The organism is Nostoc sp. (genome assembly GCF_036917535.1).
Classification (GTDB): domain Bacteria; phylum Cyanobacteriota; class Cyanobacteriia; order Cyanobacteriales; family Nostocaceae; genus Nostoc.
In genome coordinates this window covers 43,067-68,370 of record NZ_JBALDA010000050.1, presented here as the reverse complement: position 1 = coordinate 68,370, position 25,304 = coordinate 43,067, and the positions used below count along the sequence as shown (strand labels likewise).

Genomic DNA, 25,304 nt, shown 5'->3' with positions numbered 1-25,304 from the left:
CGTTATTCAGAATCTTTGTAAAGACGCGTTAGTGCAGCGGGACGAAGTCCAATTTTGCCTCTCTACATCTTTTACACCAGATGTTTAATTACTAATTACAGATTGTCAATAGTTCAAATGGTTAAAAAAATTTTGACTATTGACGAAGAAGAGACGGAAAGGGAAGATGCGGTGAGCGAAAAAGATTCAGTAACGCTGTAAAAGAATTATCTGTGTCTCTTTACCTCCCCACATCCCCGCATCCTATTCATTCTCTGGCCTAACTTAAATTTGACCGCCAAAGGCAGGCTGTACTTTGCGGTCAAATCTTTCCCCCAAGTCGTCAGCAATTGTTAAGGTATTAGGTTTGCAACGCTTGACATTCACAATAATTCCCTGCGCTCCTTCGAGTTCTAAATCTTCTATGTATCCTTTGCTGGCTGATGTTGCATCAGAAGAATTTAGAAATGGCCCGAAGTAATACGTGCAACGAGGATTCTGCGTCACAATCTCTACCCACCAAGCCAAGCCGATGTAGTCGAATGTGTTAATTAACACTTCCTTGAGGTTATGCCAAATGGTTTTCATGGTTTTCGCCGATTTATAAACGTCTGTAGGGTGTTAAACGATATGCTGCCTTATTATCTGTTACATTTCTTTATACTCTGTTACTGATATTTTTTCAAAGAGATTTTTTGTAATTTATCTAAGTGCAGCGTATTTAGCGATCGCTGGCGATAAATTTCATAAAGCGCCATACCCGCTGCTACAGAAGCATTCAGGCTGGGAGTCCTACCTTGTAGAGGAATCGATACTAAAAAATCACAGGAGCGTTGAGTTAACATACTCAGACCTTCACCTTCTGAGCCGATTACTAAAACGATTGGGCCAGTGAAATTGACTGTATGCAAAGGTTCGCTACCACTTGCAGCAGTACCGTAAATCCAAAAGCCAGCTTCCTTTAATTCTTCTAAGGAGCGGCTGAGGTTGACAACTCTAGCTACAGCAAAATTTTCTAAAGCCCCTGCTGCCACTTTCATCACAGTGGAAGTGATCCCAGATGCCCTTCTTTGAGGAATTACCAATCCTTGAGCGCCTATTGCTTCGGCAGTGCGGATAATTGCTCCTAAGTTGTGGGGATCGGTAATTCCGTCAGCCACAACAATTACAGCATCGGTTACAGATTTGCACTGCTCAATTAGATCGGGCAATTCGATGTAAGCGTAGGGAGCAATTTGTGCTGCCACACCTTGGTGATTAGCCCCATTAGTCAGATGGTCTAAACGCTTGGGTTCAACCTCATCAATAACTGTGCCATTTTCCTTTGCTTGCAAGAGAAAATGGTGAAAGCTAGGATCGTACCGCAGACGGGTAGTAATCCAGAGACGGTTAAGATTGCGCTGATTTTGCAATGCACTCAATACTGGATGACGACCGTAGATGAGATCGCTATCTTCTTCTATCGCTTGTGTAGATACAGAAGACGCCTTAGAGAAGTTGCTATTTCGTTGTCGGGAGTTCCCAGAAATGGGGTCGCTATCTATTTTTCTGGGATTGCGATTCGAGTTAACAACAGAGATAGTGTTGCCATCTACTTTTTTGGGATTGCGAGTCGGATTAGCAACAGAGATGGGGTTGCTATCTATTTTTCTCGGTTTACGAGTTGGATTATTAATAACACGCTTACCTTTAATTTTTACGGGTTGTCCCCGATTTGGTTCGCTAGAAGTCTTGACTTTTCTGGGTTTATCCTGCATTTGAGTTATGGATATAGCGTATGGTTGATCGTTCCGATTACCTCAATTTTTTGAATTTAATCTAGTGTTGTAGCTACTGCGAAATTGAGTTTTCACTCTTTTTCTAGATGAAGTATTTGCAACAGTTCCGTTAGACGTTGGTAATCGGTGATATATAAGTAGCCTATTAAAGTTTCTAGACTAGTTGCCTGTTGATAAATTTCGGGATTAAGTCGCTTAGGGCGTCCTGTTGCGGCGTTTCTACCCCGTCGGACAATTTCTAATTCGGTATCCCTGAGATGAGGAATTAGCGATCGCAAATGTAGCGCTTGTGTTTCTGCTCTTACCTGCTGCACTACCAGACGATGGTAAATTCCTGACCGCTGTAATGGCAGCAGATAGAACATTCTAACATACAACTCATAAATTGCATCCCCCAAATATGCTAAAGCACTAGGAGAAATTTGTTGCACTTGTGAGAGGGAAATCTGTTGGAATGGCTCTGTGGTTGCCAAAAGTGCTTGAGTCCAAGATAAACTCTGTTTGGGAGTTTTATCTTGTCCATCTAATAGCTCTTCCTCCTGTGACTTCACAAATAAATCATTCCTTGACGGGCTACATTTGGCAAGCATTCTTCGCAAAGACTGATTTTTCTGAAGTATGCCATGATAGTATACTTAGCATAACCAATACTATCAAAATTACTTCCTAATTTCATCTTTTTGATTGAGAGTTGGCATTTTAAATCATCCTGATGTCAACATCTATAAACCAAATTTCGCCTACTTCTTGTGATCTGTGCCCAAGAACGGGTAAAATTGTAGCATCAAATTCACCCTTTTACTTGGTAGCATTGCCATGCTTACGGAGTAAACTACAACTTTTAACTATACAGCATCGAGTCAAGTCTATATATAAACAAATCTGATGGCTTTGTATTTCTTATCAAATATCTTAGACTTGATTATTTATCAAATATTCTAGCCAACGATTGCATACCCAAAAATTGGGTGTCTATATCTTTAGTTATTACTCAACTTTAAATATAATAGCTTAACTGGCTTTATGCCTCTCCCACAAGGAGAGAGGTTTTCTGCCAGAAGTTTTAAAAATTAAGCTATCCGATTATTGAATCTGGATAGCTAAATTTAACTCTCAGATCGAGCAATCAAGACTACTTGACGTTTTCTAGAGCGTCTTCAACTGATTTTTGCAGGGAGAGAAACTTCTCTAGGCGAACAAGCTTGACCGTTTGAGTTACGCGGGCATTCGTGACAATTTGCAAAGTGCCATCGGCAGTTTGAGCCTGCTTGGCTAGCTGCACCAGAGCACCCAAGCCAGAGCTATCAACAAAGTCAATTTGTGAGAGATCCAAAATAATGTGCTTAGGACCCTCCTCTATCTTGCTGCCAAGTGTCTTGCGAAATGTCGGCTCAGAAAAAGCATCTAACAAACCTGTGAGGCGGAATAGCTGACAGTTATCCCGGACTTCACGAGTGCCCCTCAGGCTAACGGTTAGATTCAGTGGCTCAGCAATAATTCCCTCCTCATGAGTTAAAGTGAACGCTCAAGTATAGATGGTTTTTGAGCAAATTGTCTACAATCTTCTGGAATAAGGGATTGGAGATTGGCTACTGGGTAATGATTATTGGAAAACTTTTCCCCAGTCCTTAGTCTCCGATCCCCCATTTGCATTTTGCTATTTTTATTTAATCTCAGATGCGACAACTTGACTCTTGCTTTTTGTTCCAATTCCAAATTAAAAATGCATAGTTCAAAAATAAATCTTTCATTTTGAATTTTGAATTTTTAATTTTGAATTCCCCGTTCGCGTAGCGTCCCGTAGGGAAGGGGTTGACGTGCTGTTTGCATGGCTTGAACAAACTGTTCAAACAAGTAATCAGCATCGTGGGGGCCAGGACTGGCTTCTGGGTGATACTGTACGGAGAACACAGGTAGAGATTTGTGACGTACCCCGGCAACGGTGCGATCGTTTAAGTTTAGGTGGCTGATTTCCACAACTGCCGTAGGTAAAGAATCTGGGTCAATAGCAAAACTATGGTTTTGGCTGGTAATTTCTACTCGTTGTTGTAAACCCGCAGGCTGATTCAAACCACGATGACCAAATTTGAGTTTATAGGTTTCTGCCCCTAGTGCATGACCTAAAATTTGGTGTCCCATACAAATACCAAAGATGGGTTTTTCACTTAACAGGAGTGCTTTGGCAGTTGCAATCCCTTCAGTGACAGCAGCAGGGTCGCCAGGCCCATTAGAAAGAAACACACCATCTGGATTGTATTTGAGAATTTCCTCTGGTGGTGTATCAGCGGGTACAACAATTACCCGGCAACCATAACTTACTAAGCGACGTAAGATATTACGTTTTACACCAAAGTCAAGGGCAACAACGGTAAAGGCTGCCCCAAGATTTTCCGCAGTTTCAGAGTTGAATTCCCAAGCTGGAATTGTGGGATCAGACCATTCATAAGCCGTTGAGGTGGTGACTTCACGAACCAGATTCAATCCTGCCATGTTGGGGGCTGCCTGTACCTGTTCTAACAATTCCACTTCATCGAGAATAGTTGTAGAAATGCCACCGTTCATCGCTCCGAACATCCGAATTTTGCGGGTGAGGGCACGGGTATCAATGCCGTAAATTCCTGGTATTTGGTTTTGTTTGAGGTAGTCAGGTAAAGATTGTGTTGATCGCCAGTTACTTGGACGGTGACAAATATTCCGAGCGATCGCACCCCGCACTTGGGGGCCATCTGATTCTTCGTCTTCCAGATTGACGCCAGTATTCCCCAATTCAGGATAAGTAAAAATCACTATCTGACCGCGGTAACTAGGGTCAGTCAAGACTTCTTGATAGCCTGTCATGCCAGTGTTGAACACCACTTCTCCGATCGCGGTTTCCGCCGCACCGAAAGACCAACCGCGATAAGTGGTTCCATCTGCTAGGACAAGTAAAGCTGGTATTGAGTCAGTCAAGCGCATAGTAGATTGGGCAGTGGGCATTGGGCAGTGGGCAGTGGGCATACTTTTTCTTATTCTCTATTCCCTATTCTCCAATACTGCGATTGTTTATTATCCCATAAGTTGAGCAATTAGGAGTTTTAAAGATAGTTAATTAAAATTAAAAGGGAATTAAAGTAGCGGGAGTGGATTTGGCAAAGCTTGGGCAGTTAAAATTAATTATGCTTCAGTCTTTTTTATCCCGTGCAAACCTAATTTTTGTATCAACTACTCTAGCGGTTTTGTGCGTTGCCTGTAGTGAAGACAAACTGAACACCGCTACTGGTGGCGATGAGCAACCTACGTCAATTGGGGATCTAGCACCAGTCAAGCCTAGTGTTGAACCAGTAAGACCAGCAGCTACCCCAGAAGCACAACCATCGCTAGTAGATCCATTTGAAAGTGAACCAAGTCTTTTTGAGATGGGACGAGACAAAGCTGTTGGCGCTTGGAGTATCAGCCAATCGGCTCAATCTCCAGATGATTGGAAATTGGTGGCGAGTCAGTACCAGGAGGCGATCGCGCTGATGCAAAGAGTACGGCGGCAAAGCCCAGAATTTGCGATCGCTCAAACCAAAATTACGGAATATCGCCGCCAAGTTAAATATGCCCAACAGCAAGCTAATCCTCGCCCTGTTGCAGTTAAAGTACCTCAGAAAGTAGTAGTTGTTGTTCCCCACAGAGAAACTATACCAAAGTTCACCTTACCTCCACGAGAAACAAAACCGTTATCACCAGAGCCAGGTTTGCCATCATCAGCAGTGGTGATTCCCGATGAAGCAGTATTTACAGCCCCGATAAAAAGGCGAATTGGTGGTACGCCGATTGTGGAAGTCACCTTTAATGGTCAGCAACAATTTGAGATGATTGTTGATACGGGAGCGAGTGGGACTGTCATCACCCAAGGGATGGCTGATGCTTTGGGAATCGTCACAGTCGGGAAAGCTAAGGCAAACACTGCAAGTTCTAGAGCTGTAGAATTTCCTGTGGGCTATGTTAATTCGATGGCAGTTGGTGGGGTAATAGTGAAAAAAATACCAGTAGCGATCGCAGGTGGGGAACTAGAAACTGGACTTCTAGGACATGACTTTTTTGGCAACTACGATGTCACCATTAAGCGTAATGTCATAGAATTTCGCCCGCAATTGTGATTGCAAATCAATTCCCCAGAAACTCAACTAACTGCTCCAACTTCGTCCAAGCTGCCCCGCTTTGTAAGATATCCTTAGCGATTTTAATACCTTGGGCGTGATCGAGGAATGCGATCGTACCCGCTACTTGCAGTGCCAACGACGCATTCAAAGCTACAGCGTCCTGTTGTGCCTGAGTTCCTTTACCTTGAAGTACCGCCTTGAGAATCACCGCATTCTCTTGGACATCTCCACCCCGAAGCATACCTATGGAAGCAGGCGTTAAATCCAAATTTAGGGGATTAATGGTAGTTAACTGCACTTCTCCATCTGATAACACCGCTAAGTCAGTTTCATCTCCCAGCCCCGCCTCATCAAGTTTTTCTCGCCCGTGCAGTACAATCGCCTTTTCCTTACCCAAATTCTGTAAAGCTTCGGCAACAGTTGCCAAAAGCTTAGGAGTAAATAAGCCCACTACCTGCCCAGTTGGACGCAAGGGATTTACTAACGGCCCGAGCAAATTAAAAATTGTTCGCACTTTCAAAGTCCGCCGTAATGACGCAACCGCCTTGAGTGCTGGATGCCAACCAGCGGCAAACAAGAAGGTGATTCCGACTTCTTGTAGTGCAGCTTGCACCTTTTCATTAGAAGCACTTAAGTTTACACCCAAGGCTTCCAATACATCTGCACTTCCCGTGAGACTTGATGCGGAACGATTGCCATGTTTAGCAACGGGTACACCAGATGCAGCGGCAACAAATGCAACCGCTGTAGAAATATTAAAGGTTGATGACCCATCTCCACCAGTGCCACAGGTATCTATTACAGTGCTGATTGCTGTTAGCGGTAGCGGGGCGTTTAGCCCGGGGTGAGTGCTGAGTGGTGAACATTGAGATTGTAATACTTCAGCCATGCCGGTTAACTCGTCGGCAGAAATGCCTCTAAAGTTTAGCGCTGTTAATATAGCTCCTGATAACTCTGGGGGAACCGCTTCACTGAGCCAACCTTGCATCAATTCAGCAGCTTGAGTACGGGATAAAGATTGGCCATCTATTAATTGTTGCAGCAGGATATACCAGCTAACAGAGGATTCTTGAGCAGGGTTTGGAGAAGTTGCCATAGCTAGGGTTTTTGTAGGTATGGGAGCCATCCTACCGAAAAATGAGAAAGTAGCAGCCAAGCTTGGGAAACTAAAAGCCCAACTTTTTGCTGTTCTTATGAGTTGACATTTAAGCAATTACTTATGTATTATATAAATAGTTAAGCAAATGCTTAAGTATATGGTTAATAGGAATGAGTAGACCTGCTGCCAGTGCGGATGTTTTTGTGGCGATCGCAGATCCCACACGCAGGGCGCTACTGGATCTATTACGTAATGGTGAGCAACCAGTCAAAGAACTAGCCCAGCCATTTGCCATGAGTTTGCCAGCGATTTCTCAGCACTTACAGATTCTTTGTGAAGCAGGCTTAGTACAAATGCGGAAAGCAGGGCGACAGCGTTTCTATCGGCTAAACCCGGAGCCATTGAAACAGATATCTGAATGGATTGCTGATTACGAGCAGTTTTGGCAAGAAAAACTCGATGCCCTTGGCAATTATTTGGAGGAAAATTGATGCTCCGAAACTTGAATATGGAAGTGTTCTATCCCTATCCTCCCCAACGGGTTTGGCAGGTACTCACTAACCGTGAGGCATTGGCAGTATGGCTAATGGAAAACGACTTTGAGCCGCGTTTGGGACACAAATTCCGATTTGTGCATTCGACACTGCCAGGGTTAGAGGGAGAAATAGACTGTCAAGTAATTGAACTCGATGAGCCAAGACGACTGGCATTCACTTGGCAAGACAGTATGATGTGCCAGCCTTCAGTTGTTACCTGGACAATCCAACCCGTAATTGGGGGTACGAAACTTCTACTTGAACATAAAGGCTTGATTCAAAAAGCCATCAAGCTGAATGAACCAATGGAACTTTCTCAACCGTGGCAAGGTAAATTTATCCATGAGTCTAAGGCAGGGATGCAGACAGTAATACCAAATAATCGCAGCACTGTATTTTCATCAATACCAGTTGGTAGATATGAGGCATTAGATAGTATCGTTTTTAGTTATTTTCTTAATGGTGGATGGAACTACAGTTTACATGAAAAACTACCGCAAATCTTAACTACACTCTGCACAAATTAAAATGGAAATGTACATATTGCACGTCAATATCTACATTTAAATTCAGAGCAGACGAGTATTAGCCAAGCTAAATTAAATTGAGCTTTTGGAAAATTCAATATGAATAAGCAGACTTTTGTTGACACAGAAGCTGAAACATGGTTTGAGTTACAGCCTGTTCCAGGTACAAAATTATTGCCATTAGCTGAACCAGTGCCAAAAGGTTCAATTCATAGACTAAAAATGATTGCTGGCACAGTGATTCCAGTTCACTATCATCCTTGTGATGAATATGTTTATGTTCTAAATGGAACTATTGAAACTGCTGGACGTGAATGCAAAGCAGGAACATTTTGGTTTACGCCTGCTTATACCCAGAATGGACCCCACAAAGCAATTACGTCCGTTGAAATCATTACAGTTCGTCTTGGTGAAATGGGAAGATTTGAGGAGTTATAAAAACCATAATTCTATCAAAAAATTAGCCTACCAGTTTATTCAAAGCATAGTTGTTTAATTAAAATTTGTTCTTTTTTGGAGATATAAAACATGAATTCTCAGACTCAAATCAGCATCCCAATGATTATTCAACAGTCAGAAAGAGGGGAGCTAGCATTAGACATTTACTCACGCTTACTTGCAGAGCGAATTATCTTTTTGCGAAATGAAGTTACAGACGAGACAGCTAACCTCATTGTTGCCCAAATGCTATTTCTTGATGCTGAAGATCCAGAGCAAGATATCACATTGTATATTAACAGTCCTGGAGGTTCAGTGACAGCAGGAATGGCTATTTACGATGCCATAAATCAAATTCGTTCAGAAGTATGTACTGTATGTATCGGTGTTGCTGCCTCAATGGGGTCATTCTTGCTTGCTGCTGGAACTAAGGGTAAAAGATATGCTCTACCAAATGCTCGAATTATGATTCATCAACCATTAGGAGGCGCTCAAGGAAAAGCATCTGATATTGAAATTGCAGCCAAAGAAATTTTGTATTTCCGCCAATTAATTAACACAATACTCGCTGCCAATACTGGAAAATCGTTAGAGCAGATTCAACTGGATTCTGAACGTGATTTTTTCATGAGTGCTGAAGAAGCAAAAGCTTACGGTTTAATTGACAGTATCATCTTAAAAACATCTGCATCTATTTAATGTGCAAATCACTCTAATATCGACAAACAGTAATGGAAACCAAAATGAAAATACTCATTGTTGGTGGTACAAATTTTATTGGCCCTTCTGTAGTCCGTCAACTGATTGCTATGGGTCATGAAGTGAGCGTATTTCATCGGGGAAAAACTACAATTAACTTACAACCAGATGTGCATGAAATTTTGGGCGTAGTTTACCGCCGCAGGCATCGCTCCCATCTTTTGGAGATGAAAAGCAAGTTTAGGCAACTTTCGCCTCAAGTTGTGGTAGATATGATTGTCTATAACGAACAAGATGCACTAACTCTAACGAACACATTTGAGGGTATTACCCAGCGTGTTGTTGTTATCAGCAGTATGGATGTGTATCGTGCATACGATGTACTTTGGGGCAAGGAATCTGATGTTGTGCCTGTACCACTTACGGAAGATGCGTCCCTGCGCCAACAACTTTATCCATACCAGGAAATGCCCTCTAGACTGATCGCTGTGCCAATTGATTATGAAAAGATTCTGGTGGAGCGGGTAGTAATGGCATCCAACTTACCCGGAACGATTATACGCCTGCCAATGGTATATGGTTCCAGAGATGTCCGGCATCGCCTGTATTCCTATCTTCAACGGATGGATGATAAGCGTCCTGCTATTGTTTTGGAAGATACAATAGAAGATGCGATTTTGTCTAAATTCCGTTGAACTTCATAGTTAGTAATGAATAGCTCTTTTCCTTTAGCTGCATCACTTTGTTTATAGTTATTCATACCGTACTGTAATTCCCACTCTGAAATATTAGCCCATTGAAAGTTTTCTATAATTTGCGTTGAGTTGTCGTAGGTAATTAGCCAGCGATGATGACATTGTTGTAAAACTTCAGCAAATCTCTGATGTTCAAAAGAAGTGTGTAAGTGACCATCTTTACCATATAGTTTTGATTTCGTAGCACTAAAATATGGTGGATCTAAAAATAAAAATACATCTTTTCCTTCTGATTTTAATAAGTGGCTGTAATCCAAATTAGTAATTTGGACATTGTTTGATAGAATATCTTCTAACTTTTCTAATCGCTCTATTGAAGAATCAGTAAAGCGCTTATAAAAAGCTTCTTGCGAAAAACCACCTGATTCTACAGTTCCAGAAAAAGTAATTCTGTTAAGAACGAAAAAGCGAACGGCTCTTTGTAAATCAGATAAATTATTGATATCTACCTTAGTCAATTCTGCAAAGAGTAATTTGCCATCTGCATATTTAAGTTTAATATGTCGAACTTCTTTAACTAACTGAGCTAGATCAGATTGGGCAAACTTCCAGAATAAGAATAGTTCGCGGTTTAAATCGTTAATCCAAATTTTGATATCAGGAAATTTTTGTCTTAAATAAATGAATACAGAACCACCACCCACAAAAGGTTCTCGAAATTCCGAAAAGCTTTCTGGCAAATATTCAACTATTTGATTTATTCCTTTCGACTTACCACCAGGATATCGTAGAGGACTTTTGAGCATAATTAGAAATCGTCACACTTGGGGTAATAACAAACGTCGAAAGCCCTCCTGCTCAAAATGGCGATCGGTGGTTAATGCTTCGGTGACACCACGCTGACGCATCAACACAAAGCTAACAGCGTCGCATAAAGAGTAGGTCTTATCTTGCCGAGCCATTAGAAGTTTAACAGCTTCTTGATATAACAACTCATAGACCCATACCGTCTCGATATCTGGATTTTCTAATAAATCAATAATAAATTGCAGTGCTTCTGTACGTGGAAAGCGACGAACCTGAGCTAAAGTAATAAACTCTGCTAAAACATAGCTATGAGTTAAACTTCTACTAACACTATCCAGAAACTCAACTGCTTTTTGATGTTCTGGTTCACCACTGTGGACATAGCAAAGTAGCCCAGATGTATCAAATAGAAGCACTCAATTTGTTTCCTCAGAAGTATCACTGTATGCTCTGGCTAAATCAGCATCAATGCTTTCATTGTCTGCTCCTGTAGCGTAACCGAGATTAATGCTTCCAGCATGACTTCGGAAACGTTGACGAGCGACTTCTTTCTCTATTTCAGCTTGCGATTTTTTACGTCTTGGAGAACCATACTGCTGTTCTATGGAAGTAGCTACCAATTCTGCAAGAGACACGCCTGCAACCTCGGCTTGCTGTTGCAATGCTGCGTAGACTTCATCACTTAATTCTAAGCTTAAAACCTGACTCACCGCACTACACCTCAGCTATTATATGTAATTATGAATGTCATATTAGTTTAGTTTCTTGATAATACATGACCTTTTAATTCTAACCCACGATTGCCTCAATTTAACTCTACCACCAGGATATCGGAGAGAGCTTTTGAGTATTCTGACAAAAAAGTAAATTTTGTGGCTTTAATTCTATTAATCGCATTATTGTATTTTGATATCTGGAGAACCTAAGGGATGAGTTTGAGCATCAAAAAAGAATAAATTAGGTCTTGGATTTTGATCATCACATAGTCTTTTATATAAATTAGCTTTCTTTTGTCTAATAGTGTCTGGAGAGTTGTTACTACGAATAGAGATAGCAATATTCATAGCATTACTTTTTCTTATAGCCTTCACAAGATGTTCATCTGTATCACTTAATGAATGACCAAATATCACCAAAGAACCATCATGATTTAATAATTTATTATATGCAAAGAATAAATAATCCGAACTGTTGATTGCACGAAGTTTATCCTCTGATGACCCTTCAGTAATGAATAGAGGTACATCAATCATCTCAAGTAAGTTTTGATATCCATTATTCTTTAGCTTATAAGTTCTTTCCAACTGTGGATCTCGATAAAGATGTAGAGCGCCATGAAGATATAGCACTCTTGTTGAATTACCATGAATATTAGTATTCGTAATGTCGAATCTCTTGGAATTAGTAGATACTACACTGTTCCAGAAAAAATCTTTAAAGTCATCTATATTACCTTCATCTGACATAATAGCCCAGTAAATCAATAAATCATAGTTTGTTGAGTAGACAAATTTATATTTTTTTAATTCTTCTCTTATTGTTGGTAATATGTTAGATAAATTCACTTTTTCCCACGGAACATGAACACATTTAACAGCTTCACCCAAAGCTGTTTTTATGTGTTCATGACGCTGATCCAACAGCATATATTCTTGGCTAAAAATTTTGTTTACTTTACTAGCGTTAAATAACATAGAAAGTATCCTTTCAAAATTATTCGTCCTCATTTCTTTAAATAACTGCATATCTTCAGGAGATAAAGAATGCTCAATATCCGTGCTAGAAGAAGCTTTTTCATAGAGTGATGGGTATTCAAACTTCTCCCAGACTGCACAGCTAAACCCATTGCCAAGGAAAATTCCACTTTCTTTATCAAATTGAGACTTTATTTCAGCCCATGAGTTAAGTTTTTCATCAATAAAACTCATGAATTTTACCCTATACTTATATTAGTTTTTTGCTACTATGGCATTATTTACAAAAAATTGGTGAAAAATTAAGTTAAGTCAATCGCCGTTAAAAAATTAACCTATGTAACAAAGTGTAAAGTCAGCAAAAAGCTTATAAATGAATCATTCTAGGGTTTTACAAAACTTAACATGCCTTGGTTTTATCGTGTCAACTTACTTAAGTGATTGCAAATCTACCAATAAAAAAGTACGTACCCGTAATATCTCTTGCTAAATTTGTTTTTGAGTTTATGTTGCAATTTCGTAAAAATCTGTTACATTACTTTACATGCAGTCATAACTGTTACAACATAAAAGCTCGGAATGTTATTTATGGCAAACGTTAAGAAGACTACGCCTTCAGTTTCAGAAGCTCCTAATGCTTTACGCTGGGGCTTCACTCCTCAGAGCGAAAACTGGAACGGTCGTTTTGCAATGATTGGTTTTTTATCTGCTGTTCTACTTGAAGTGTTTTCTGGTCAAGGAATTTTACACTTCTGGGGCATCCTTTAGATTTAAACGTTCTTACCTTCATTAGATTATGAGGCAAGGCGGGGATTAGTAAAATCGTCTGCCTTGCCTCGTAATCTCAAGAATTAAAAAACTTGCCAGTAACTACTTTGATGAGCGAAATATTACGCGACCTGGAGATTCTTCTTGATTAATTCGTGCATATACTCGAAGACAAGTTAAAACTTCGCCAGGAATACCACCATAGTCTAGTTGTAAGTCATCCTTGGATACAGCACAAATATCTGCATAAAGTCCTGATAATTGCCGAATTCGCACTTCATTACCTGCATTAATTGCTTCATCAGCAACTTTCTTCAGGATGCGCCGTGATTCATGTTGTAGCTTTCCCCACCAAGAATAGCGTTCAGCTGGTGGTACAAATACTAGTGAATGTATAGCTTCATCCATGTCAATCCAGGCACGGAGAATTGACAGAGGGTCAGTGTTTTTCTCAGCTTTTTGGGTGCGTTGGAAGCGATCGCTTAAAGCATTAATATATTGATCGCGCTGTTCTGGTTTGGAGTGCAAGGAAATGACATCGAAGCTAAAAACGCTCTTTAAAGCATGATGTAAATCTGGGTCTATTTCGATAAAATTCATATATAAAAATAGGAATGCTGCTGGTAAATCAGATGCATTACCTTGAGTAACTAGAGGATTTGAAAGTGGTTGTTGATACAAACTCAATCCCTGAGTTTGAACAGTACCACTCAAACCGGGGTAAATAATTTCGTCGCGGATAAAGGGAAGTTGATAAAGGTTAGAATTATCTGCGATCGCACCAACTTCTTGAGCTAAATCTAGGGTGCGCTGTCGCCAAGTTGCAGCTAAATCTTCTGGGACTCGCAGCAGTTTGCGTTGAATCTCATTCCATAAATCTGAATCTGTTTGGCTTTGCAGTTGGGAATTACCCAGATAATAACTAAGTTCTGTGTCAGAATCAAAAGCTTCTCGGAGGTGACTTAGTTTTAACTCATCTGGCGCATCTTTACAATCAGTATTTTGCTGTAGCGGTGCAGGTTGCAACAGGCTATGAAGTTCTTGCAGCACCTCATCGCATATTTTAGATCCTGGATCTAGTGGCAATTCTGTACGAGCCTGATTCAGAGTAGCCTCTAGTCCATACAGACTAAACCGCAGTAACCGGGCTAACTCTGAGTTTTCTATCTCTAATAATTGACGCAAGTGCTGCATGAATATCACCTCCAAATATTTTGATAGCGAATTAAACTCTGCGTTACTCTGCGCTAACCTTTGCGTTCCTCTGCGTTGAAAAATTAATATTTTTAAAAACGCAGAGGGGCGCAAAGTAAATACAAAAGAACGCAGAGGTTTAATGCAAGAGTTAATGTATGCCGCAAAATGGATCGCGTTCTTTATCAACTTCATTAGGTTGCAACTCTAATTCAGCAAGATAAATACATCCTTCTTCTTTCAGGCATTCTTGATTTTGTGATGTCCAGTAAGGTACTTCCCCAGCGTGCATCCGCAAAATGCCTCGCTCATCTAGAGTTACACGATATTGGCAAGGGTAATCTGTGGTTACATCTGGTTTGCTGAGTGCGCCAATTCTGATCCATTTTTTGCTGTTAGTTTCAGCATCTGTTTGATAAACATAGAAAGTGTGCTGTCCAGTTTGGGGAAATGGAGGTAAGGGATTACTAATTAACCCAATTCCTGGTTGCGTCACGCCATCGCGCAAATAGTGAAATTTATGAAACGTTTTACTACCATCATTTCCGACTTCAAATACAAGATGATAAGCATCTGGTTGATCGACAGTTGCTGACTCAATAACATTGACGGCAATATCACCATCATTCAAATCTTTATTGAAGCGTTCTACAGCAATATTCCAGTTTAATTTACCATCAGCAAATAGCGCTGAAGTTTCTGAAACTACCGATTCTAAATCAATGCCAGAAATGTCAATTAAATAATGGGGATTTCCTTGACAAAGCAATACGTTAAATTCGAGGGTTTGGTCAATCTCAAACTGGACTTTGATTTTTTTCAGAAATTCTACTTCTGGCATTTCCAATTTATTCATGAGGTTTTTGCCGTCAAAGCTTCCCCAAAGTCGTAAATCCCCTTCTTCGTAATCCTGACGGTAGATAATATTAGTTAATTGTATGCCTTGCCAATGAGTACGAACTTTAGCAACAGTTTCCCAAGGTGCGAGTTGATAAAGTTCTTGTCCAGCTTTGAATATAGTTAGTAAATCGTTGCTTTGGGTTTTGCGTTTGAAGTTGCAAGGTAAATAATAAAACAGGTTTTTGACATCAATTTCTAGCTGGTTGGCTCCCTTACGCAGCAAGCTTTTAGACTCTTCTGGATCGAATCTCAATCTTCGCAATTTCTCAGCATAGCAAGCACCAGCGGAGGTGGCTAGCTTAGTAAATTCCAACACAAAGGTAATTCGTTCTGGATTCCAGACAAAATATGGAGACTTACTAAATTCTTGATAAATTTGGCGCTGCACTATGTCTAAATTACAAGTTTTTCCAGACAAAATTAACCAATCAACTTTTTGAGAATTCCAAGAATCTTTGGTGATATCATCAGGACACAAACGACTTTCCATTAATCCTTGGGCAATTCCGATCGCTTCTTTAATTCCAGAAGCAGCGGCTCGTTCAAATTGCTGGTTGTCTAGAGTGATGCAGATGTTATTTGGATCTTTGACTTGCAATTTAACGATACTTTGGGTGAGCAATTCAGAAATTTGCTGCTCAGAAAGTGTGAAGGTTAATAGAGAATTCTCTGCTGGTGGCTTTTGCCCAAGTTTAAGTTTAGCGGCTTCTGCATAATCCCAGAGAAGATAAAAAGATTGCAGACGTTGAGGTGCTTGTTGCCAACGAGTGGGCAATACTTTCTCAGCAGTGTCAAGAGCATCTTTGTAAGCAATATCGCCTTCTGGATTCTCTCTGTCCAGACATTTTAAAAGACTGCCAGTTTTGAATTTGCCTTGTTCTAAGAAACGCTCGTTTAATTCAGAGTTAATTAAATCTTCTAGCTTTTCGCTTTCTAGATCGCCGATTGTTACTGCTGTCAACAGAAAGTCTGCGATCGCAACTTTTAATAATCTAAAGATTCGCAGTGTAATTAACTCACCACCTAACTGTAAATGACCAGATGAACCTAATAGTTTGGGGGTAAGTTTATAATAACGTCCTCCTAAACCCCGGTCTTCATAATCGGCAAAAGCTGGAGTTTTATCTTCTAAAGTCAGTTCAATTAAAGCTAAGTCTGTGGTTCCACCGCCAATATCCAAGACGAGGACATTTTGTGACCATTTGTTTCCTAGTTGGCGACAACGGGTTTTGAATGACTCAATCCCAATGTTGAGATTACCGCCAAATTCTCGCCATAAAAAAAATATTGCCACAGAAACGGCTTCATCATAAGCAGTTTGTACATCATCGATCCCCAACTGCTCTACTAATTCTCTGACTTCCTTGCGAACAACTGGTGGGGCGACAGTAGGGTAGGTGACAACTGCTGTTAAAAAATCTCCTTCAGAAAATCTGCGTTGTGCGTGTTGGCGGTAGTCTTCAGTTAACTCGATTAAATGCGCCCAAGCAGATTGGATCAGTTGGTTGGCGGTAATTGTTTCTTCTTCGCCATCTAAAATAACTGAAAACGATCGCTCTTGACCAAAATAGCGTTTGGGTGAATGGTGAAACCTGCTGATAATTTCCTTTAAAGAACCGCTTGTACCCTGAGCGATCGCTTTTTTTCTGTTATCTCTAGCTTCTCTACCCATTCGCAGTTTTAAGTCTTCTAAGTGCGAAATTTCCGACTCGCTGGGAATTTCCGTATCGCGGCGATCGATATCCAACACAACTGGAATCAGATTTTGCGACTCTAGGGTAGGGACGCGGAATACCTCATGATAAATTTGGTAAAGTTTTTTGCTGACAGCTCGGCGGAATCTCTCGCTGTTTCCTAAAGAAAGTTCAATTTGGCGAATTGCTTCTAAAAATCGCTCTTTATTATCACTTTCAAATATTTCACTCAATTGGCTGGGTTCTATCTCCAGGTTTTTGCTAATTTCTACGATGAACTTTTCCCAATCATCAGCGCTGACATCTGGTAAAGCAACTGAGGCGGGAGAACTTAGCCATTGTGATAAGCGATCGCGCAACCGTATTTCTTGTTCTTTGGGTAAAATTTCTGCGATCGGTACTTCAATTGGATCAAAAAGTGTCACTGTCGAATTTGACGTACCAAAATCTAAAGCAAACCATCCTGGAAATCTTTTTTGTAGTTTCTCACTTGGTTCTTGCTCACTATATTTGTTGAGTTGAAAAGGGTTCATTATAATATCACTTTCTTTTGTTAGTTTTATAGCAAGCTAAAAACTGTGATGTCATATCATATAAATGAAAAATTTAGAGAATTTTCATGGTAAAGACTTTTAATCGTTGGTCTTGTAACATTTATTCTCTTTAGCGTTGACAGGCCACGCCTATGCTTTTATATGAAAGGGTGTAGGCGTAGCCTAAACTAGGCATCACTATGAAAATTAGCGCAGTTACTGAGTTGATGTTGAAGATTCTTGCTCCGCTGCAAGCCTTACTTGTTCGATACTTAAATTAAGTAATTGGGCAACCTCTTCCATCGACATACCACGAGCTAAGAACTGAAGTACAAGTTCAAGTTTTGCTAGTTCTCGTCCTTGTTGGATTCCTTGTTCTAATCCTTGTTCTAGTCCCTCTTGTTTTGCTTCTTGATAAACCCTAGTTTCTTCTAACTTAACTCCTAACATTGCCTCTACCTCTTCACGACTTAAGTTTGCAAATTTATAAACAGCGATTGTTGTGATTACGTCTATTATCTCTTTCTTAGCCAAGACAGTTATCTGTTCTTGTTGCACCCGCTCGATTAAACGTTTCGCTTCTTGCACCATTTGAGTCTCTGAGGCAATAGTCAACTGCATCAAACTGATACCTACTTTTTGCTCATCAGGACTACCTAACTCATCTAAATAAATTCGTTGTACTTGGGAACTGTTCAGTAATGATCTATGAATAGTGGTGTTTTCCGGTTCCAAGCTGCGAGACTGTAAAATAATTACCCCGTACCAGTCATCGTAAAGGGACGGATTACGATACATATACAGCATGGATTCGGAGAAAAAGCGATGGTACAGTAACTCATCTGTCTTGGAAAGTTGCTCTACTTGGGGAGACCCCAAGACCGCACTTTCCGCTTTTTGGAATTGTACCTCAGCAAAAAAGATCGTCTGAGATGTGGCATCCGGTGGAGGTAAAAATACCCCATCAATCCGAAATGTTGGTTCTTTAACTTCAACTGATTCAAAGCGATAGCTAGCAGCTTCTACTGGTGGTTGTTCTACTAACTCAAAAAATAATCCTGGGACACGCTTAAAAATTGTATAAAAAATCGCATCACGTCTCACAAATACATCCTCATCTCTCTACACGATCGCGTCATCTCAAATTCAAATCAACCTGAGTGAGAAACTACGGCGATTTCTGAAATAATCTGTAACCAAGTAGGAATTTGGATCTCAGATGGTAATTCTCCAGCTGCCAAATATCTTAGTAAAGTTTCTTTTTTTGAAAGGTTTTGCAGACTAGGAATAATTTGATCTAAAATGCCTTCTAGTTCAGAATTAATTTGCTGATTAACTTCGCTAACATACTGCACAAGATGCAGGCTGGCACTAGCAGTAATTTCATCTCGCAGTCGCAGTACTAAAAGTTGATGATTAGTCGATCTGGGTAAGCCTTGGCTTTTCTCTGGTGCCCAATCAAAGATTTGACCAACGTTGTGTTTATCATCTTGACGTGCTAAAGGAAAGATAATTTCCGGTGCAACGGTTTTGTCTTTACTACTGATTTCAGCGATAATTGCTTCTTTCCATGCGTTAGGGTCGCATCCTAGTAGTAATTTATAAAATAGATCCGCATCTTCAAAACCAAATTTTTCTTCGATTTCCTGTTCCATTTCTGGGTAGAAAAATGCCTGCAATTGTTCGCGTTCTGGGGCGATATAATTTGATAATTGATTTAATAAATCTACCACGGCTTGATGAATGCGATCGCGGGCAAAATCTTCTACTTCTTTAACGGTTTTTTCAAATACTGGATAAAAATCATCACTCTTAGTCGGAAGGGAAGTATTTACGCGGTTTCCCCGATCGAATAATTTTCCGGCTGCACCTTTAGATTCTGCCAAAGCGATCGCTCCATTATTGGCTTTGTTGAAGAGTAAAGTCCACTGGTTCCAATTGAGGATTTTAAAGGTGAGTTCGTCTTTAACTACATCGCTGACAACAACACCGCGCCGATCTTTGAGTGGTTCTTTGCCAATATCTTTTTGAAAATTTCTGTAGATTTTATCTAAGCTTTCGACCAAAAAACGCAATTCGATAAAAGCGGGACTATCGCCTGTGGGGATGCCTTGCTCGTGAATTTCATCTATGATGTCTTTCAAGTGATCTTGTTGCTGATTCACCACATCAGCAGATCTTTTAGTATCTTCATGCAGTTGCTTGAGACCATGAGTAGCTACGTGAGTTTGAATCAATTCCCGCAGCTTACTAAGTCCCCCATCTTGAACAAAGTAACCCAACTGTCTGCCTAAATAGCTACGGGTATTAGATTCTAGCAGATGTTTACTTAATAGCTCCCATTTATCTTGTAGCCGTTTAGACCGATCTAGATAATCAGGATAGTCCAAGTTAGTCAAAAACTCTGGCGATCCAGCTTTGACTGTAGTAGAACGTTTTGCCAATTCAGCCAATCCCAATAGTGGCGACAGTAAAACGATGCGGTCTTTTTGGGTTGTAAACGCTTGTGCGCCATCAATGGTAGTTTGCAGAACTTTGAGTTTTTGGAGTACCGTTTCTTCCTGCAAATATGAGCTATCTTCAATCAATTGATCGAGTTCTCTTTCGCCACCCTCGCTATCTAGAGGTAGTTGATCGAAGCGACCCACACCGACGAGAATTAAATCTTTCAGGTCTTGTCCCGGTCGCTGCTGCTGCATCATGGTGAAGATTTTATTAGCGCGATCGCTCCCTGGAGATTTACCATTTAGCAATACCAAAATTGTCTGTACTTCTGCTAATTCCCGCAATGACAAAAAGGTATCTCTAGCCCCGGAATTAGCAGCCCCCAATCCCGGAAAGTCGATGAGAATAAATTTAGCTGCATCTGCAAAATCCCAAATTTCCCGTGAGATTTTCACATCGATATCTACGCGGCGGATCAGTGGAAAGCTGTTTTGCAATAACTTTGTTGGTAGCCTCTGGGGTGGACTCGGTAATCGGATATGCGCTGGAGGTAAATCCTCAAATTTCAGAGTTTGGATTGCCATTGGCTGTTCAACGAGCTGTAGCCCCTGACGAGCAGTGATAGCATCAATTTGGTAATGTCCACCACACATAACCTCCCCATAAGCTTGATAAGCCCGCAGGAATAGTACCAACTCCCTCAGTAAATAACGTAGCTCTAAATTGTTACTGCTATTCCATGCTTCTTCACACCAGCTAATAATATCTGTGCCTGAGTTGAGTTTTGATACTGGTATCGGAGGAAGCCCTGCTGCTGTTGTTCGTTTATTGGCTTCCCCTAGCATGAAGCGTAAACACTCATGTACTCCTTCATGAGAAAGATACTCTACCGTAAAGTTACTTAATTGCGTTGTTGCAAAATCGTCTTGCGGGAGAATGTGTATGGCAGTAACATTACCTGTAGTAGGGTTTTCACTGACTGGCAAACCATCTGCATATCCAATTAGACTGCCTAAAAGTAAGGTTTTTCCACTACTAAATTCTCCCATCACACCAATTTTGACAGGCGAAGTTGCCAGGTCTACAGTTTTCTGGGCAGCCGATCGCAAACGAAGAAGACAGTCATCAAGACTAGCTGGAACCCAATCTTCTTGTTTAGAAGGGTACTGGGGCACAGAATCTATCTTTCGGAGGATGAATTCGCCGTACTCCTTAAAACGGCCCAGTTTATCTGGTTCCATAAAGTAGTTTCCGCCTAACATTAATTTCTGTGAGCTTTATAACATATAAAATGCAATTACCAGCAATTGTTGCAACCAGTTGATATCACATTTAGCATTTCTCTCATTTAATTTGCGATTTTGTTATAGCAATCCTAAATCATTCGTGAGATTTGTTCTCTTTTCTTGGCATACTTTTCTACAAGATGCTGCGCGTACCTTACAAGGAAGCAAGCTACATGTAGTGTCTCGTAGAGAGATAGTTCGTCATCACCTAGATTTATCATCACTCAGATAGGATTGCTATATAAGGCATTTTGACTAGTCAAGACAAGTTTAAAAAATTGGGTTTTGTAGGGAACAATAGAAAAGAATACATCCATCATCATCCAGGATTACAAATAAATAAAGTTGGCTTTTATACCACTAAGGAGTTAGTAACTGCTTCATACAGATGTGGTTATCAAACTCTTTTATACCTCCGATTTTAAGCAAGCTAGATCCATCAGCCAGATTTTAATTCATGCTGAATTCTTCTTGATAAAAAATCAATATTTATTTTGAATAAAATTCCTGATTATTGTGAATTTATGATAAAGATGTAAATGCCTTGCAGAGAATCATATAGTTTCCGTAAAGCTAAATCAGGTTTTTGAGCAATGCAATTACATAGCTAAGATAAATTTCTCAGTGACTTCAAAAAGAAACAAAATCAAACAAGTTACCTGATATAGAGATAGTTTAAATTTCACAAAAGATGCTGGAGTTAATCTTAATGATAACTTCAGCTTTTTTTCAATTTATTTACAGTAAAAGAGGAATTTATACATATAAAAAAATAAATAAAGTATTAAGATCGTTAGCAGGTTTGCATAAACAAGATTATATCCATGTATTAAAAAATTGTATTTTCAGCATATTACCTTAATAATTTAGGCAGAGCAGGCAGGCAAAAGTGTTTTCTAAAAAGGTGCAGAGCTACGTTAAACAAATCATAGTTGAAGAGGAAATTGCAGATAGAGAATGGGCAACAGAATTAGCAAAAGCATTAGAGCAACTGCAAACTGAAATTACCAAACGTCAAGCAGTTGAAGCACAGTTACGCCAAAAAACATCAGAATTTGCAGCGATTTTGCAAGTACTTCCTGATTCATACTTCCGCCTTGATGCTGATGGAAGTATTCTGGATTACATGCCAGAAAAGATGGATAGTTTGTATATTTCATTACCAGAAGATTATCAGGGCAAGAGTTTGCGAGAATGCTTACCGACTGCTGTAGGCGATCACTTCCACCAAGCAATAAATCAAGTACTTGAAACTCAATCTGTAGTCAGTTTTGAATATACCTTACCGCTACCAGAAGAAAATAATAATTTTGCAGCGAGATTATTACCATTACCAGACCAGCAAATCATAGTTTTGATCCGCGACACCAGCGACAACATCCAAGCAGCCTTAATAGAAAGCGATGCCAAGTTCCGCAGCATTGTAGAAAATGCCAACAACGTTATTTTTGCGCTGACACTTGAAGGGGTATTTTCCTACGTTTCTCCTAACTGGACTGAGATTTTTGGGCATGAGGTTGCAGAAGTTGAAGGCAAATCTTTTATTCCCTTTATACATCCTGACGATGTACATATTTGTACAGATTATTTCCAAAGAATTTTAACAACAGGCAAGAAACAAGAGGCAATTGAATATCGAGTCAAACACAAAAATGGTAGTTGGCGATGGCATACAAGCAACTCATCTGCGATTAAAGACGCTAATGGCAATATTTTATACTTTGTTGGTATTTGCTATGACACTACCGACCGTAAAGAAGCAGAAGTCGCTCTAGCAGAACGAGCGCGTTTAGCAAATTTTCGTGCCGATGTAGACGCGGCGTTGACCCAGAGTGACAGCTTACAGAATATGATGCGTCGCTGTACTGACGCCTTAATTGAACATCTTGATGCAGCCTTTGCTCGCATCTGGACGCTGAACAAACAAGACAACGTATTGGAGTTGCAAGTCAGTTCTGGGATGTACACCCATATCAATGGGCCTCATAAATGTGTGCCAGTCGGTCAATTCAAAATTGGTTTGATTGCCGAAGAGGGCAAACCCCATTTAACTAATTCTGTGCAGACAGATCCTCGTGTAGGTAACAAAGAGTGGGCACAGCAAGAGGGTATGGTCGCCTTCGCTGGCTATCCCTTAATTGTTGAAGATGAAACTGTAGGGGTGATAGCGATGTTTGCCCGCCAAACAGTGACAGAATCAACTTTCACAGCATTAGAATTTGCCGCTCAAGAGATTGCCATTGGTATCAAGCGCAAACAAGCAGAAATTGCACTCAGAGAAAGCGCCCAACGAGAAGCATTACTCAATCGTCTTTCTAATCAGATTCGAGCTTCTTTGGATCTCAATCACATTGTGGAAACCGCAGTGCAGGAGATTCATAACTTATTCCAGATTGATCGCTGCGTCTTTTTTTGGTATCGGCAAGATGTTGATGTACCCTACTGGGAGAGAGTATATGAGGCGAAAAATTTATTTTTACCCTGCCTGCTTAACGACCAAGAAGCAACTAATGGAGAAATCGAACTAATCGCAGCCAAAACCTTGAACGGAGAAATCATCCGCATTGATGATGTCGAGACTGTGGACGATTCCATAGGACGACAGTTTTTGCAGGATTTTGGTTTCACTGCTTTTATGTCGCTACCCGTACACACCCAGTCTGGCGAAATTGGTGCATTTAGCTGTGGTTATTGTAGTGGCTTTCGTCCTTGGCTAAACAACGAAGTAGAGTTACTACAAGCAGTTACAGTTCAACTAGCGATCGCTATTGACCAAGCTAAACTTTACACCCAAAGTCGCATTACTGCCCAAACTGCTCAAGACAAAGCCCAACAACTAGAAGCAGCACTGTTAGAACTTCAACAAACTCAAACGCAACTGATTCAAACTGAAAAAATGTCCAGTTTAGGACAATTGGTTGCAGGTATTGCCCACGAAATCAATAATCCCGTTAATTTCATCTACGGCAATATTAGCCACGCCCGTGAATATACTAAGGATTTGCTGCACTTAGTAGAACTTTATCAACAGAGCTATTGCCTACCAACACCAGAGATCGATCAACAAATCAATACCATTGATTTAGACTTTCTCAAGCAAGATTTACCCAAAATCCTGGAGTCTATGAAGATGGGATCTGAACGCATTCGGCAGATTGTCCTATCTTTACGCAATTTTTCTCGCCTTGATGAAGACGGTATCAAGGCAGTGGATATTCATGAAGGGATGGATAGCACCTTGCTGCTGTTGCAAAATCGCCTAAAAGCCAAACCAGGACATCCCGAAATCCAAGTAATTCGAGATTACGGCAATCTACCACCAGTAGTCTGTCATGCCGGACAGATGAATCAGGTGTTTATGAATCTGTTGACAAATGCGATTGATGCTTTAGAAGAGTCATACCCTGCAAAAAGGCGAAGCGCCTATGTCAAGAGTCATACCCTGCAAAAAGGCGAAGTGCCTATGTCATTAGTAAACAACACTGAACAAAGGACAAATGAACCGCAGTTGCTTCTCCTGTCAGAGACGCTGCGCGTAGCTTGCTTAAGAGCAGGGGTACAAGCCGGGAAACCCGACGGCAGTTGCTCCACTTGGGAAGACCCCATCGCCCTTGGCGTCTCCCCTTGGGAGAAGACCGCACTGCCTCCCCAATGCACTGCCTCCCAAGGACAAATGATTTTTCCACAAATTCGCATTCGCAGCCTCATTCAAGAAGACCATGTAATCATTAGAATTGCTGACAATGGCCCAGGCATGAGTGAGGAAGTACGCAAACGCTTATTTGATCCATTCTTCACGACAAAACCTGTGGGTAAAGGTACAGGTATGGGATTATCAATTAGCTACCAAATTATAGTCCAAAAACACGGTGGAAAGATCCAGTGTATTTCAGCACCAGGAGAAGGTGCCGAGTTTGTTGTGATGATTCCACTAAAGCAAGAACCCTCAACGTAGATATCATATTGTGTCTGGCTAAAGACTTATCATTTAGGCAGTAGGAGCAGGGGCCCAGAGGGCAAGTAGCACCGGGAAAAAGGCTTTTGGGTTGGGATTTTTGCACAGATTCGGTAATCATAAGTGATTAACTGGGTTTGGTATCAACAA

The 25,304-nt window shown here is 40.6% G+C and carries 21 protein-coding genes and 1 pseudogene; 8 read left to right on the top strand and 14 right to left on the bottom strand.

Annotation, left to right across the window (positions count from 1 at the left end; genetic code table 11):
- Positions 1-264 precede the first annotated feature (264 nt).
- The 5 genes from V7K56_RS16420 to carA form a co-directional block, all read right to left on the bottom strand.
- Positions 265-567, bottom strand: a complete 303-nt coding sequence (locus V7K56_RS16420; RefSeq protein ID WP_334911943.1) for a DUF1816 domain-containing protein — start codon at positions 565-567, stop codon at positions 265-267.
- An 80-nt stretch (positions 568-647) separates the two neighbouring features.
- Positions 648-1,736, bottom strand: coding sequence for a 23S rRNA (guanosine(2251)-2'-O)-methyltransferase RlmB (rlmB, locus tag V7K56_RS16415; protein ID WP_334911942.1), 1,089 nt, complete (start codon positions 1,734-1,736; stop codon positions 648-650).
- A gap of 92 nt (positions 1,737-1,828) precedes the next feature.
- On the bottom strand, positions 1,829-2,308 hold the full coding sequence (locus V7K56_RS16410) for a Mini-ribonuclease 3 (protein ID WP_334911941.1): 480 nt from the start codon (positions 2,306-2,308) through the stop codon (positions 1,829-1,831).
- A 581-nt stretch (positions 2,309-2,889) separates the two neighbouring features.
- Positions 2,890-3,255: an STAS domain-containing protein gene (locus V7K56_RS16405; RefSeq protein ID WP_334912011.1), complete on the bottom strand. Its 366-nt coding sequence runs from the start codon at positions 3,253-3,255 to the stop codon at positions 2,890-2,892.
- A 269-nt stretch (positions 3,256-3,524) separates the two neighbouring features.
- Complete coding sequence (gene carA / locus V7K56_RS16400) at positions 3,525-4,712, bottom strand: glutamine-hydrolyzing carbamoyl-phosphate synthase small subunit (RefSeq protein WP_334912010.1); 1,188 nt, start codon at positions 4,710-4,712, stop codon at positions 3,525-3,527.
- A 200-nt stretch (positions 4,713-4,912) separates the two neighbouring features.
- Between carA and V7K56_RS16395 the strand changes: the two are divergent.
- Positions 4,913-5,959 (top strand): annotated as a pseudogene (locus V7K56_RS16395) (retropepsin-like aspartic protease family protein).
- Here the strand turns inward: V7K56_RS16395 and trpD are convergent.
- Positions 5,889-6,980, bottom strand: a complete 1,092-nt coding sequence (gene trpD, locus V7K56_RS16390) for an anthranilate phosphoribosyltransferase (protein WP_334911939.1) — start codon at positions 6,978-6,980, stop codon at positions 5,889-5,891. The pseudogene V7K56_RS16395 and the gene trpD sit on opposite strands and share 71 nt — an antisense overlap.
- Positions 6,981-7,153: 173 nt before the next feature.
- Between trpD and V7K56_RS16385 the strand changes: the two genes are divergently transcribed.
- The 5 genes from V7K56_RS16385 to V7K56_RS16365 all read left to right on the top strand — a co-directional run bounded on the left by V7K56_RS16385 (position 7,154) and on the right by V7K56_RS16365 (position 9,878).
- On the top strand, positions 7,154-7,474 hold the full coding sequence (locus tag V7K56_RS16385) for an ArsR/SmtB family transcription factor (protein ID WP_334911938.1): 321 nt from the start codon (positions 7,154-7,156) through the stop codon (positions 7,472-7,474).
- Positions 7,474-8,046 (top strand): SRPBCC family protein, encoded by a 573-nt coding sequence (locus V7K56_RS16380; protein ID WP_334911937.1) that lies wholly within the window; start codon positions 7,474-7,476, stop codon positions 8,044-8,046. Before V7K56_RS16385 ends, V7K56_RS16380 begins: the two co-directional genes overlap by 1 nt.
- 99 nt (positions 8,047-8,145) lie before the next feature.
- Positions 8,146-8,484: a cupin domain-containing protein gene (locus V7K56_RS16375; RefSeq protein ID WP_334911936.1), complete on the top strand. Its 339-nt coding sequence runs from the start codon at positions 8,146-8,148 to the stop codon at positions 8,482-8,484.
- A 90-nt stretch (positions 8,485-8,574) separates the two neighbouring features.
- A complete protein-coding gene (gene clpP, locus V7K56_RS16370; protein WP_334911935.1) occupies positions 8,575-9,183 on the top strand; it encodes an ATP-dependent Clp endopeptidase proteolytic subunit ClpP in 609 nt (202 codons plus the stop codon).
- Positions 9,184-9,227: 44 nt separating this feature from the next.
- On the top strand, positions 9,228-9,878 hold the full coding sequence (locus V7K56_RS16365; protein ID WP_334911934.1) for an NAD-dependent epimerase/dehydratase family protein: 651 nt from the start codon (positions 9,228-9,230) through the stop codon (positions 9,876-9,878).
- Here the strand turns inward: V7K56_RS16365 and V7K56_RS16360 are convergent.
- The 4 genes from V7K56_RS16360 to V7K56_RS16345 form a co-directional block, all read right to left on the bottom strand.
- A complete protein-coding gene (locus V7K56_RS16360) occupies positions 9,800-10,684 on the bottom strand; it encodes a DNA adenine methylase (protein WP_334911933.1) in 885 nt (294 codons plus the stop codon). The genes V7K56_RS16365 and V7K56_RS16360 overlap by 79 nt on opposite strands.
- 12 nt (positions 10,685-10,696) lie before the next feature.
- Positions 10,697-11,101: a type II toxin-antitoxin system VapC family toxin gene (locus V7K56_RS16355; protein WP_334911932.1), complete on the bottom strand. Its 405-nt coding sequence runs from the start codon at positions 11,099-11,101 to the stop codon at positions 10,697-10,699.
- Positions 11,102-11,395 (bottom strand): hypothetical protein, encoded by a 294-nt coding sequence (locus V7K56_RS16350; protein WP_334911931.1) that lies wholly within the window; start codon positions 11,393-11,395, stop codon positions 11,102-11,104.
- Positions 11,396-11,581: 186 nt separating this feature from the next.
- Positions 11,582-12,613 carry a DUF4917 family protein gene (locus V7K56_RS16345; protein WP_334911930.1) on the bottom strand — a complete coding sequence of 344 codons (1,032 nt, stop codon included), beginning with the start codon at positions 12,611-12,613 and terminating at the stop codon, positions 11,582-11,584.
- A 354-nt stretch (positions 12,614-12,967) separates the two neighbouring features.
- Here V7K56_RS16345 and V7K56_RS16340 point away from each other — a divergent pair, with 354 nt between their 5' ends.
- Positions 12,968-13,147: a high light inducible protein gene (locus tag V7K56_RS16340; RefSeq protein ID WP_334911929.1), complete on the top strand. Its 180-nt coding sequence runs from the start codon at positions 12,968-12,970 to the stop codon at positions 13,145-13,147.
- 102 nt (positions 13,148-13,249) lie between these two features.
- On the opposite strand, the gene V7K56_RS16335 is transcribed toward V7K56_RS16340, so the two are convergent.
- The 4 genes from V7K56_RS16335 to V7K56_RS16320 form a co-directional block, all read right to left on the bottom strand.
- A complete protein-coding gene (locus tag V7K56_RS16335; protein ID WP_334911928.1) occupies positions 13,250-14,341 on the bottom strand; it encodes a hypothetical protein in 1,092 nt (363 codons plus the stop codon).
- A gap of 151 nt (positions 14,342-14,492) precedes the next feature.
- Entirely contained in the window at positions 14,493-17,468 is a 2,976-nt protein-coding gene (locus V7K56_RS16330) for a molecular chaperone (protein ID WP_334911927.1), read from the bottom strand.
- Positions 17,469-17,684: 216 nt separating this feature from the next.
- Positions 17,685-18,572 carry an Rpn family recombination-promoting nuclease/putative transposase gene (locus tag V7K56_RS16325; RefSeq protein ID WP_334911926.1) on the bottom strand — a complete coding sequence of 296 codons (888 nt, stop codon included), beginning with the start codon at positions 18,570-18,572 and terminating at the stop codon, positions 17,685-17,687.
- A gap of 47 nt (positions 18,573-18,619) precedes the next feature.
- Entirely contained in the window at positions 18,620-21,154 is a 2,535-nt protein-coding gene (locus V7K56_RS16320) for a proteasome protein (protein ID WP_334911925.1), read from the bottom strand.
- A 934-nt stretch (positions 21,155-22,088) separates the two neighbouring features.
- On the opposite strand from V7K56_RS16320, the gene V7K56_RS16315 reads away from it, so the two are divergent.
- Positions 22,089-25,154 carry a GAF domain-containing protein gene (locus V7K56_RS16315; protein ID WP_334911924.1) on the top strand — a complete coding sequence of 1,022 codons (3,066 nt, stop codon included), beginning with the start codon at positions 22,089-22,091 and terminating at the stop codon, positions 25,152-25,154.
- Positions 25,155-25,304: the final 150 nt, after the last annotated feature.